At 68.8% G+C, this 11,366-nt stretch carries 8 protein-coding genes; 2 read left to right on the top strand and 6 right to left on the bottom strand.

The window, feature by feature from the left end; all coding sequences use genetic code 11:
- Nucleotides 1-40 precede the first annotated feature (40 nt).
- Nucleotides 41-1,840: a glutamine--fructose-6-phosphate transaminase (isomerizing) gene (gene glmS / locus I7X12_RS19310; RefSeq protein ID WP_198061639.1), complete on the bottom strand. Its 1,800-nt coding sequence runs from the start codon at nt 1,838-1,840 to the stop codon at nt 41-43.
- A gap of 2 nt (nt 1,841-1,842) precedes the next feature.
- Nucleotides 1,843-3,009, bottom strand: a complete 1,167-nt coding sequence (locus I7X12_RS19305) for a sugar phosphate nucleotidyltransferase (RefSeq protein ID WP_198061638.1) — start codon at nt 3,007-3,009, stop codon at nt 1,843-1,845.
- Nucleotides 3,010-3,225: 216 nt separating this feature from the next.
- Here I7X12_RS19305 and I7X12_RS19300 point away from each other — a divergent pair, with 216 nt between their 5' ends.
- Nucleotides 3,226-4,698, top strand: coding sequence for a PQQ-dependent sugar dehydrogenase (locus tag I7X12_RS19300; RefSeq protein WP_232342927.1), 1,473 nt, complete (start codon nt 3,226-3,228; stop codon nt 4,696-4,698).
- Nucleotides 4,699-4,723: 25 nt separating this feature from the next.
- Here the strand turns inward: I7X12_RS19300 and I7X12_RS19295 are convergent, their stop codons facing one another.
- The 3 genes from I7X12_RS19295 to I7X12_RS19285 are packed head-to-tail and all read right to left on the bottom strand — an operon-like array spanning nt 4,724 to nt 8,173.
- The gene (locus tag I7X12_RS19295; RefSeq protein WP_198061637.1) at nt 4,724-6,139 is read right to left on the bottom strand and encodes an oligosaccharide flippase family protein; all 1,416 of its coding nucleotides are present in this window, start codon (nt 6,137-6,139) and stop codon (nt 4,724-4,726) included.
- 55 nt (nt 6,140-6,194) lie between these two features.
- Nucleotides 6,195-7,148 carry an NAD-dependent epimerase/dehydratase family protein gene (locus I7X12_RS19290; RefSeq protein ID WP_198061636.1) on the bottom strand — a complete coding sequence of 318 codons (954 nt, stop codon included), beginning with the start codon at nt 7,146-7,148 and terminating at the stop codon, nt 6,195-6,197.
- Entirely contained in the window at nt 7,145-8,173 is a 1,029-nt protein-coding gene (locus tag I7X12_RS19285) for a Gfo/Idh/MocA family protein (protein ID WP_198061635.1), read from the bottom strand. The genes I7X12_RS19290 and I7X12_RS19285 overlap by 4 nt, the downstream gene beginning before the upstream one ends.
- Before the next feature lie 103 nt (nt 8,174-8,276).
- On the opposite strand from I7X12_RS19285, the gene I7X12_RS19280 reads away from it, so the two are divergent.
- Nucleotides 8,277-8,447 (top strand): hypothetical protein, encoded by a 171-nt coding sequence (locus I7X12_RS19280; protein ID WP_198061634.1) that lies wholly within the window; start codon nt 8,277-8,279, stop codon nt 8,445-8,447.
- 171 nt (nt 8,448-8,618) lie between these two features.
- Here the strand turns inward: I7X12_RS19280 and I7X12_RS19275 are convergent, their stop codons facing one another.
- Nucleotides 8,619-9,035 carry an NUDIX domain-containing protein gene (locus I7X12_RS19275; RefSeq protein WP_198061633.1) on the bottom strand — a complete coding sequence of 139 codons (417 nt, stop codon included), beginning with the start codon at nt 9,033-9,035 and terminating at the stop codon, nt 8,619-8,621.
- Between the last annotated feature and the right edge of the window lie 2,331 nt (nt 9,036-11,366).

The following is an 11,366-nucleotide window of genomic DNA, read 5'->3' as shown; positions in this document are numbered from 1 at the left end:
TAGGCGATCAGGGGACCGACACGTCGGGCGGGCCGGCCGCTCACTCGACGGTGACGCTCTTGGCGAGGTTGCGCGGTTTGTCGATCGAACGGCCCTTGCTGTTGGCGAGGTGGTAGGCGAACAGCTGGAGGTAGACGTTGGCGACCAGCGGTTCCAGCAGTCCGAGGTCGGGGATCGAGAACTGCTCGGCTACGTCTTCCTCGCCGCGGGTGGCCGAGGAGAAGGCGATGACGGGGGCGCCCCGGGCCTGGACCTCGCGGACGTTGTTGGCCGTCTCGTCCGGTCGGGCGCCGTCGGTCAGGAGGGCGAGCACCGGCGTCTCGTCGGTGACCAGCGCGAGCGGGCCGTGTTTGAGTTCGCCGGCGGGGAACCCCTCGGCGTGGTCGTAGGAGATCTCCTTGAGCTTCAGCGCGCCCTCCAGCGCGACGGGCGAACCGAACTGGCGGCCGACGAAGAAGAAAGCCTCGCCATCGGCGTAGTGCTCGGCGACGTCTCTGATGGTCTCCTCGTCGTCGAGGACGCCCTGGACGGCGCCGGGGAGTCGCTGGAGGCCGTCGAGTAGGTCCCCTGCCACCTCGGGGTCGAGTTCGTCCCGGGCGTCGGCGACCGCGACGGCCAACAACGCGAGCGTGACGACCTGCGAGCCGAACGTCTTGGTCGCGGCGACACCGATCTCGGGACCGGCCTGGATGTAGACGGCGTCGTCGCACTCGCGGGCGACCGTCGAGTCGACGGTGTTGGTGACGCCGAGCGTCCGGACGCCCGAGCGCCGCGCCGCCCGCAGCCCGCGCAGGGTGTCGGCGGTCTCGCCGCTCTGGCTGACTCCGACCACGAGCGTGCGGTCAGGCGTGCGCCCGCTGCCGACGGCGTACTCGCTGCCGTACTCGACGGTCGCACGCACGTCCGCCAGCGACTCGATCAGCTGTTTCCCGAACAGGCAGGCGTGATAGGAGGTCCCGCAGGCGACGAGCTGGATCTCGTCGACCTCGCGCAGGAACGACTCGGGCAGCGAGAGGTCCAGATCGACTCGTCCCTCGAAGTCGTCGATCCGACCGGCGATGGCCTGGCGGAGCGACTGGGGCTGCTCGTGGATCTCCTTGAGCATGTAGTGGTCGTAGCCGCCCTTCTCGGCGGCGTCGGCGTCCCACTCGATGGTGTGGCGGGCGCGCTCGACCGGCTCGCCGCCGTGTTCGACGGTGATTCCGTCGCGCGTGACGACGGCGACGTCGCCGTCTTCGAGGTAGGAGACCGAGCGAGTGTGTTCGAGCAGCGGCGTCACGTCGCTGGCGACGAAGTTCTCGCCCTCGCCGTAGCCGACGACGAGCGGGCTGGCCCGCCGCGCGACGACGATCCCGTCGAAGCCGGCGGCGACGACGCCCAGGGCGTAGCTGCCCTCGATGCGCTCGGCGACGCTCGCGACAGCGCTCGGGAGGTCGTGGCCGTCGGCCAGCGCCTCCTCGACGAGGTGGGCGACCACCTCGGTGTCGGTCTCGCTGCGGAAGGTATGGCCCGGTAGCTCCGCTCGCAGGTCGTCGTAGTTGCCCACGATCCCGTTGTGGACGACCGCGACGCGGCCAGAACAGTCGGTGTGGGGATGCGCGTTGGCGTCGGTCGGCGGCCCGTGGGTGCTCCAGCGGGTGTGTCCGATCCCCACCGTCTGCGGGGAGTCGACCGGCAAGTCGAGGTCGCCGACCAGACCGGTGCGCTTGGTGACACTCAGGTCGCCGTTGGCGAGGGCGATCCCCGCCGAGTCGTACCCGCGGTACTCCAGTTTCCGCAGCCCGCTCACGAGGCGTGGCTGTGCCGATTCGTCGCCGACGTAGCCGATGATTCCACACATGATTATCCCCTCCGCACCGTCTCTCGCGAGTCGATCCGACCGTCGAGGACCGTCCCCGCGTCCGCCCGCACGTCACAGCCGACGGTCGTCCCCGGGCGGACGGTCACGTTACCCCGGAGCGTCGCGCGGTCGCCGAGCACGCCGCCCAGTCGCACGTCCTCGTGGACGCGCCCGTCGACGACCACGTCGGCGTCGCCCCCCTCGACGGTGACGTTCGGTCCGACGGAGGCTGATTCGCCGACGACGCAGTCCGAGAGGACCGCCCCGTGCCCGATCTCCGCACCTGGGAGCACGATACAGTTCGAGAGGGTGACGTTCGAGCCGACGCGGACGTTCCGGCCGAGCGCCGTCCCCGGCAGGACCGACACGTGCGAGCCGACCGAGACGGTCTCCGCCAGCGCCGCGTCGCCGGACACCGCGGCCGTCTCGTGGACACCGTCGGGAACGTCGGTACTCCCGCCGTCCCGGAGCCGCGCGGCGTTGGCCGACAACAGGTCCCAGGGGTAGGTCACGTCTTGCCACGAGCCGCCGTGGACCACCGCCGTCAGCAGGCCGTCGTCGGCGAGCGACTGCAGCGCCGTCGCCATCCCGAGGTCGAGGTCGCCCCGAGTGTCCGAGTCGGACGCCTCGACCGCGTCGAACACGCGCTCGTCGAAGACGTAGGCCCCGGCGTTGACGAGGAACGGTGGGTCGGCGGTCGGCTCGGCGGAGACGCCGACGACCGCCTCGCCGTCGAGTTCGACCGCGCCGTACTCCGTGGGTCGCCGCGAGCGCGCGGCCGCGACGGTCGGCCGGCCGCTCGCCTCGTAGCGGTCGGTCAAACGCGCGAGCAGGTCCCCGTCGACCGGGCGGTCGCCGTGCAGCGCGAGGAACGGTCCGTCGACGGCCGATTCGGCGAGCGAGAGCGCGTGTGCGGCGCCGAGCTGGTGCTCCTGGACGACGTAGCGGACCGGTACGCCCCAGTCGTCGCCGTCGCCGAAGTGGTCCTGGATGCGGTCCCGGCGGTAGCCGACCACGAGAACGATCTCGTCGGTCCCGGCCTCGATGGCGGTCTCGACGACCGATTCGAGGATCGGCCGGTTGGCCACCGGGAGCATCGGTTTCGGTCGCAGCTCCGTCAGCGGACCGAGCCGACCGCCCCGCCCCGCTGCGAGTATCACTGTTCGCATATCCGGCCTCCATCCGCGTCACAATCCATGTATACGGTACGACTGACTGGAGTATAGCTTTGCCTATCCCGACAGTGTCACGCACAGAACCGGATACGACGCCGATCCGACCGATCTCCGACCTATCGATCACGATCCAGGGGCGAACGGGTCTCTCGGGGTGTCTCGCGGCTGTCCGCTGGCAACGGTTATATCTACGTACTGCGTCAGGACAGTATGGATTCACGAGACGTGCCGGTGGACGACGAGGTCGGAAGCCGAACACGGCGGTCTCTGCTGCGGACTATCGCGGTGACGGGTGTCGCCGGCGCCCTCGCTGGCTGTTCGCTCGCTGGCCGAAGCGGTGGGAGCGGGGACGACACCGAGACACCGGATGGAACCGCGCCACCCGACGCACCGGCGACGGACGTGCCGGCGACCGACGCGCCGGAGCCGTACTTCGAACCGGGACCGACCGTGCGACTGGAGGAAGTCGCGACGGGACTGGTCTCGCCCAGCGCGCTCGTGACCGCCGACGACGGGACCGACAGGCGGTTCGTCCTCGACCAGGTCGGGACGGTCCACGTCATAGAAGGCGACGACCTGCGAGCAGAGCCGTTCCTCGACCTGACCGACCGGCTGGTCGCGGTCGGCGAGGGGCTGCCGAACTGGGTCTCCTACGACGAGCGGGGCCTGCTGGGGATCGCCTTCCACCCCGCGTTCGCGGAGAACCGTCGACTGTACGTCCGCTACAGCGCCCCGAGCGACGACGAGGAGCTCGACCACCGCGAGCGGCTCTCGGAGTTCACCGCCGACGACGACGGTGAACGCGTCGACCCCGGCACCGAGCGGGTCCTGATGGACCTGCCCTGGGCCCGCCCGATCCACCAGGCGGGGACGATCGAGTTCGGGCTGGACGGTTACCTCTACGGGGCGCTCGGGGACGGACTCAATCCGTTCAACGGCCAAGACATCACGGGCGAGCTCAAGGGCGGGATCTTCCGGATCGACGTGGACGGCGGCTCGCCCGACGCACTGCCGGTGGGACGGGGCGAGGACCTCGACGGCGGCGAACGACCGTACGGGATCCCCCAGGACAACCCGCTCGTCGGGGCGGAGGGTCGAGACGAGTACTACGCGTGGGGACTGCGCAACCCCTGGAAGATGGCCTTCAGCGGCGACCGACTGATCGTCGGTGACGTCGGTCAGGCCGAGTGGGAGGAGGTGAACGTTATCGAACGCGGCGCCAACTACGGCTGGCCGTTGCGGGAGGGGCTGCACTGCCACGACCCCCAGACGGGGACCAGCAGCGACGAGGGCTGCGTCGACGAGTCCGAGCGCGGCGAGGCGCTGGTCGACCCGGTGCTGGAGTTCCCGCACTTCGCCGACGACCGGGCGGTCGGGTTCGCCGTCATCGGCGGCCACGTCCACACCGGGTCGGTGTCGGCCGTCGCCGACTCGTATCTGTTCGGCGCCTTCACGAGTTCCTTCGAGGAGCCGGCCGGTCGATTGCTCGCCGCCGACCCCTCCGGGTCGGGACAGTGGCCGGTCCAGGAGATTCAGTTCGCCGACCGCGACCGGCTGGACATCCAGGTCCTCTCGCTGGGTGTGGCCGACGGCGACAGCTACGTCCTCGGGACGCGCGCGGCGCTGGCGGAGGATCCGCTCTCGCAGACCGACGGCGTCGTCTATCGGATCGCGTCGGCCTGACGGCGACGACCGACAGACGCGGGGACTACCCCACCGCGCCGCGGACCCCGCCGAGTACTTTCTCCCGCAGCGACGGCGAGGCGAGCACGCCCGCGCCGTAGACGGCAGCCGAGACGGCGACGACCGCCACCAGGCCGACCGCGGTGTCGACGACGACGACGCGCAGTACGGCGACGATGGCCCCGCCCATGACGAGCGCGGCCAGCGAACACCAGGCCACGTCCGCGACCGGGAATCGGACGGGCAGGAGCCGCCGGAAGAAGTACGCGAGGATCGCCGTGTTGACGACGACCGACAGCAGTGTCGCGAGCGCCGCGCCTTCGAGCCCCAGGCGAGGCACCAGCGCGAGGTTGAGCGCGACGTTCATCGACAGCGAGACGACGGTCGCGATGGCCCCGTACTTCGGTCGGTCGAACGCCTGGATGCCCTTGTCGAGGACGAGGTTCACCGCCTGCGGGAGCTTCTCGACGACGAGGATCACGAACGCGCCGGCGGCGATCACGTACTCGGGCCCGAAGATCACGCCGAGCAGTTCCCGCGAGAGCAGCGCGATGCCGACGACCGAGGGAAGGATGAGCAACAGCGATGTCGTCAGCGAGTCGGAGACGAGCGCCGAGAGCTTCTCGGTGGCGCCGTCTGCCTCGAAGGCGGACAGCTGGGGAAAGAGTGCGCGGGCGAAGACGGTGCTGAACATGATCGCCGTCGTCGTCAGCCGCCAGGCGAGTTCGTAGGCGCCGACCGCGGCCTGGGAGAGAAAGAGGCCGATGACGATCACGTCCATCCAGTTGTAGACGTGACCGCCGAGCCCCCAGATCCCGTTGAACTTCGCGTAGTCGTACAGCGAGCGGAGATGCCGACGGCCGGGCATCGCGAGCGGCGTCTCCAGCCGGAACGTCGCCGTCACGAGCAGGAGGCCGTAGCTCACGAGCAGGCCGTAGACGAGCGCGCGAACGCCGTAGTCCAGCCGGAGGAGCGCGACGGCGACGACGACGAAGGTGAGGCTGCGCAGGAAGTGGAGGACGGCGGTCTGGGCGACTCTGAGCTCGCCGTGGAGGACGTGGACGGCGAGCATCGACAGCTCGAAGACGGCGACGACCGCGACGAGTTCGAGCGCGAGGTCGACGCCGATGTAGGCGGCCAGGGGCTCGCGAGCGGCGAGGACGACCGTCGAGACGACGGCGATGAGCGCGAGTTTCAGCGCGAGGGCGGCCCCGAACATCCGTGCGGGGTCGTCGCCGGCGCTGATGCGCTTCTCGACGGCGCCGCGCAGGCCGAAGTCGACGACCGTCGCCATGGTGTACAGCGTCGCCTCGAAGAGGAAGAACACGCCCAGCGCCGTCGCGCCGAGTTCACGGGCGAAGTAGACGGTGCCGAGGAATCCGAGGGCGGTGTTGACCAGTTCGACGACGAACAGCAGCCCGCTCGCGCGGGCGAGGTTCATCGTTCGGCGGAGTCGCGGGGGCGCGAGCGTCCCGCGTGGGCCACGACCGCGCATCTCAGAGGAGCCCGACCCGTTCGTACCAGGCCACGGTGTCCGCCAGCGCGCGCTCCCACGAGCGCTGTTCGACCGGCGCCCGCGATTCCAGCGGCGGCGCGACCGTCCCGAAGTCCCCGCGTTCGAGGAAGCCCTCGCCGGGCACCGGCGAGATACCGACGCGATACAGCAGGTCCATCGCCGGCTTGATCCCCCAGCGCGTCAGCGCGTAGGGGACGCCGACGACGGTGCTGCTCCCGGGCGCGTGGCGGGCGATCGTCCGCAACACCTGCCCGTTCGAGAGGTTCGGGCCGGTGACGAGGTGGCGACCGGCCGCGTCACCGCGATCGGCGGTCAGGCAGTGGACGAGGCTGTCGACCACGTCGGCGACGTGGACGACGTTGTACTCGTCGTGGGTGTACAGCGGCGGGACGAGCACCCTGTTGGCGGCGATGATCCGGACCACGTCGTAGCGGGTCAGCCGGTAATCGCGCGGCCCGAAGATGTACGTCGGGTACAGCGCCGAGACGGCGAAGGGGTGCTCGCGGCCGAACAGCAGCGCCTCGGACTCGACCTTCGACCGCTGGTAGGGCGACCCCTCGTCGGCGGGCACGTCCGGGTGTGCCCCGATGGTCGAGACGAAGACGAACCGGTCGATATCCGCCGCGGCGGCCACGTCCACGAGGTTCTCGGTCCCGGCAGTGTTGGTGCCTGCCATCTCCGAGGTCTCGTAGACTGCCGCCGCGAGGTGGACGACCGCGTCGGCGCCGGACTCGACCATCGCCGCCCGCAGCGTGTCGGGGTCGCGCAGATCCCCCTCCACAGTTTCGGTCCCCTCGGGGAGCCGAGCCGTCGAGGTGGACGGCCTGACCATCGCGACCGGGTCGACCGTCTCGTCCCCGGTCGCGCCCTCGTCGAGGGCGTGGAGGAGGTTCAGCCCGATGAACCCCGTCGCGCCGGTGACGAGGACTTTCATCGGTCGGCCTCCCGGTCGGATCCGGTCTCCCAGTCGACGCCGGCCGTCTCGTAGACGGAGTCGATCACCTCGGCGACGGCGACGCCACGGCTCGCGGGCGCGGCGGTGTCGGTGTCGCCCGCGGCGGCGTGGTCGGCGAAGTCGTGGATCCGCGCGGTGTGAGCGTCCTCGTCGTTCGCGGGGAAGAGGTCGGCGACCCCGAGGTCGACGATGGGGAGTCGGCCCCCCTCGAAGGCGAACGGCCGGCCGAACACGTCGCCCGCCAGACGCTCGGCGTCGAGTTCGAGCCAGCCCTCGGTCCCGACGACCATGAACCGCGAGACCCCTTCGGTCTGGGTCCAGGTCGTCGAGAGGGTAACGGGCACCCCGTCGAACTTTAGGGAGACGCGCGCGGCGTCTTCGACCGCGCGGTCGCGGAGGTGCCGGACGGAGGCGTCGGTGACCGTCGGGTCCGCCCCGAGGACTTCGAACAGCACGTCCAGCGAGTGGGGCAGGAGGTCGCGAGCGACGCCCCCGCCCGACAGCGACGGGTCGTAATACCAGCCCTGTGTCGGCGGTGCCGAGTGGTGGGCGACGGTCACTTCGACGATATCGCCGAGCAGGTGTTCCTTGAGCAGGCGGAGCGCGCGACGGTAGTTCTCGTAGTACCGGTGGAGGTATCCCACCTGGGTGACGACGCCGGCTTCCGCGGCCGCCTCGGCCATCCGACGCGCGCTCGCGGCGGTCGTTGCCAGCGGTTTCTCACAGAGCACGTGACAGCCCGCCGCGACGGCGTCGAGGAAGATCGGTTCGTGCGTGCTCGGCGGCGTGCAGATGCTGAGGATATCCAGGTCGTGGGCGCGCAACAGCCCGGCGGCGTCGGCGTACCCGGGGAGGCCGGTCGTCCCGGCGACTTCCTCGCGGCGGGCGTCGTCCCGTTCGGCGAAGCCGACGACGGTCGTCCGCGGGTGGTCTGAGAAGGCTGGGACGTGGTAGTCGGTCGCCATCCAGCCGGCGCCGACGACCCCCACGGCCAGTGCGGTCATACGAGTTAGTCGGCGGACGCGGAGATAAACCTACCCGATACGGGCCAGTCGCTCACCGTGCAATTCGGGTCCAGTTACGTCCCGAGCCGTCGAGGACGACCCGATGTGCGCTCTCACGGTGACGGTTCGGAGCTCAGTCGTCGAACTCGACTCCTCCGAGGGGAACGCCGTCGTCACCCAGCAGTCCCGGACCGGCTGCCTGTTCGGATGCCGCGAGTGGCTCGCCGCCTGCGATGTCGCGAGCGACGCGACGCCTCGCTACGTCCGGGCCTGACCCGACGGGACGCTCGTCGACTCGGTGGCGGGAGAGATGTTCGCCGTCTGTGACCGCGAACGTTCCCGACCGCACCTGTTGGTTTCGGCGTACGACCCCCACCGCTTCGAACAGTCGCCACCGAAACAGTCAATCGCACTGCGCTCCGGTCGGAGCGGATCGGTTCGCTCGTCACTCCGTCCGTTCGCGGCGATCGGCGCGTATCGCTCTCGCGACGGCGGTCGTCTGCGGCGCCGAGAGCCGCTCGCGGGCTACCGCCTCGCTGACCCACTCGGCCTCGGTGTGTTCGTCGCTCAGTAGCGGCTCCATCTCGACGGCACTGCAGTGATAGTAGACTGCCAGCCGGTCGTCGCCGTCGTCGTTTCGCCACGCGTGCGCGTGGACCGGTTCGCGTACGGTCGCGTCGATAGCGACCTCCTCAGTGAGCTCCCGACGGAGGCAGTCGGTCACGGCTTCGCCCTCTCTGATCCGGCCGCCTGGGAGTTCCCATCCGTCGTCGCTGGCGCGGCGGATCGTCAGTGTCGTGCCTGCCGGAGAGCAGACCGCGCCCCTGATGCTCGCCGTCGCTCGAAGCAGCCGCTCGTCCATACCACGCCCTCGGTCCACCGCCGCCTCAGTCTACCGGTTCCCGAGCGTGAGCTGTCGGCTCCCGCTTCGGCGGCCCGTTCGCGCGTCGTTTCGTCACCGGTTTCGAGCGGGGCCGTCGAACTTCGTATAGCAGCATGTAGTTTACCGGTAGCACGTCGAACACCGAGTTCTGATAGGTGAGACTGAATGTTTATTCGAACGCCACCCGTGTCGTCGAATTTCCCCGTCGACTCGGACGGGGCGACTCGCTCGAGGAACGCCCGTCTCGAGGCTCGATGCGTCCGCGGACCCGGACCACGGCGACACTGCGTAGGGGTCGAGCGGGGGCGCACACACCGTCGCCCAGAGTCGCTGCTGCGTAGACGGGCCGAGAAACACATAACGCCCCGTTCGGACGGAAAGTGGCTGCGAGCGGGGACAGAGCGGCGTCTAAGCGCCATCTGTGGTCGGTGTCGGCTCGACCCAATCCCGACCACTTCGTCGGGACTCGCAGAGTTCGGTCTCGTCGGAGGAGCGACCGAGTCGGACTCGCGGTCGGCCCACCGGGCACGGTGTTCGACGAGTACGCCACGGCCGCAGAGGGTTCAGCTGCGTTCGTTCACTCGGACGCCGGGGACCGGTCGACGCCAGGCACCGACTTCCGGAACCCGACGAACGATCGAAGTCAGAGGTCGTACTCGCGCCCGGTAGCTGCCGGTCTTCGATCGAGGCGTCACGTAGTTCGCCTTGTCGTGAGGCGTCGGGGGCCCCGACGGACCCCTCCCGGCGGAGAGCGGTTCGCTCCCGGTTGGTGCGACCGCTCCCGAGTCGGGCGAGGCGGATCCGGGCATCGACCGGCCGACCCGTGCCTCGTTACGGAACTCCCAGCCACCACCACCTCTCTGCAGTCTCTCGACGATATCCGGTGGTACAGGGCAGTCCCGTGAGGAGTTAACAGGTCAGACTCGAGGAACACCCACCAGAGAATGTCTCGTGCACTGCCACGTGGGAGTATCCCGGCCCCTGCGTTCGTCGACAGCAGGGTCGACGGAGTTCGTCTGCGGCAGGCGTCACGGCCGGTACTATTCGGCTGTGCCCAGAGTACCGTGTTCCGTCGGTCCGGAGCACCGGGACTATCGGTTCACGGTTGTCCTGAACGGCGAATTCCCTCGCCGTGGACAGGTAGCGGCCAGCCGCCGAGTTCCGCCGCCTCCGCTCCGCGGTCGCACCGTCCGACGGGAGTGTAGGGTCGGTCGGGGCCGCCGGACCCGACGGACTCACCACCGAGTAGGGTTTCGGGCCGTTCGGTCGGTCACGATCCGTCGTCGTCTCATCGCCGACCGAGTGGGTCGACGATCTGGGCGAGTGTGGTCGCATCCCCGCCGAGCGATCGTCGGGGCCCAGAAGGTATCGATCTTCGGAGCCGAGACGTCGGCGCCCGTGAGTCGGTCACTGACCGGTACGAGCCTCGCTCCACGGACCGCCCTGTCTAGTCACTGAAATGATAGGGGTGGAGGGCCGTTCGACCGATCGTCGGTAGCACCGTCTCACCCCGAGAGCAGCTCGAACCGTCTGGGTCTCGATTAACAATTTTTAGTTGTATCTGTGTATAACTCACGACGTTGTTCGACGAGATACACAACTAAAAGTACGAAGTTCCTCGCTATTGTGAGCCGTCACTCACAAATAAGGGTCTTTATCCGGGAGTATGTGATCACGACTTGGAATTCTCCGGTGATTCGGTGTCTGATTCGAGGGCGAGGATGATCGCCGCAAATTCGGAATTTGTCGGCCTGAAATTACTATCACAACTCTTAGTAGTAGGGCAGTCCGCGAAGGCTAACAGCGTTCGAACCAAGTCCTCGCGAGTGTGGATCAGCTTCGTGTGCGAGATCCGCCGCTCTCGGCCCTAACGCTCGAAATTTGGCGGGTGCCGCGAGGGAGGGCGTTCTCGCATGCGCTACCCCCAGGGGTTGCGTGAACGTGAGCCGTCGAACGGCCTTTCGCCGAGAGGGGTAGCACCGGTCACGGCGCACCACCCCCGGCGGCCATCGTCCGGTCGCAGTCAGGGAGTCGACTATCGGAGGTGGCGGAATCACGTACTGATTGTCAATTCGGAGCGCTCGTGGCGCAGTGTATCACTGCGCTTCGAAGCCGGCGACTCGTCGCTGGACGTACTGGTAGCAACCTGTCGGACGAAGGTGTCCGGAGTGAAAAATTTCGCAGTGCTGTCGGAACGGGATTCGACGCTCCCGTGGAGATCGAATCTTTCGGTGGAAACTCGATTCGATGAACAACGGCGGAAGTTCGCCACCGACACAGCGGCGATAGCCGTCGGGACGAGTCACTTAC

Source organism: Halosimplex litoreum (assembly GCF_016065055.1).
In the GTDB taxonomy this organism is placed as follows: Archaea; Halobacteriota; Halobacteria; order Halobacteriales; family Haloarculaceae; genus Halosimplex; species Halosimplex litoreum.
The sequence above is the reverse complement of the archived record's forward strand: the minus strand, read 5'-3'. Positions and strand labels throughout refer to the sequence as shown.

Excerpts from the sequence above, each read along its gene's own strand:
- glmS (WP_198061639.1), bottom strand. The coding sequence starts at position 1,840 with ATGTGTGGAATCATCGGCTACGTCGGCGACGAATCGGCACAGCCACGC.
- I7X12_RS19305 (WP_198061638.1), bottom strand. The coding sequence starts at position 3,009 with ATGCGAACAGTGATACTCGCAGCGGGGCGGGGCGGTCGGCTCGGTCCG.
- I7X12_RS19300 (WP_232342927.1), top strand. The coding sequence starts at position 3,226 with ATGGATTCACGAGACGTGCCGGTGGACGACGAGGTCGGAAGCCGAACA.
- I7X12_RS19295 (WP_198061637.1), bottom strand. The coding sequence starts at position 6,139 with ATGAACCTCGCCCGCGCGAGCGGGCTGCTGTTCGTCGTCGAACTGGTC.
- I7X12_RS19290 (WP_198061636.1), bottom strand. The coding sequence starts at position 7,148 with ATGAAAGTCCTCGTCACCGGCGCGACGGGGTTCATCGGGCTGAACCTC.
- I7X12_RS19285 (WP_198061635.1), bottom strand. The coding sequence starts at position 8,173 with ATGACCGCACTGGCCGTGGGGGTCGTCGGCGCCGGCTGGATGGCGACC.
- I7X12_RS19280 (WP_198061634.1), top strand. The coding sequence starts at position 8,277 with ATGTGCGCTCTCACGGTGACGGTTCGGAGCTCAGTCGTCGAACTCGAC.
- I7X12_RS19275 (WP_198061633.1), bottom strand. The coding sequence starts at position 9,035 with ATGGACGAGCGGCTGCTTCGAGCGACGGCGAGCATCAGGGGCGCGGTC.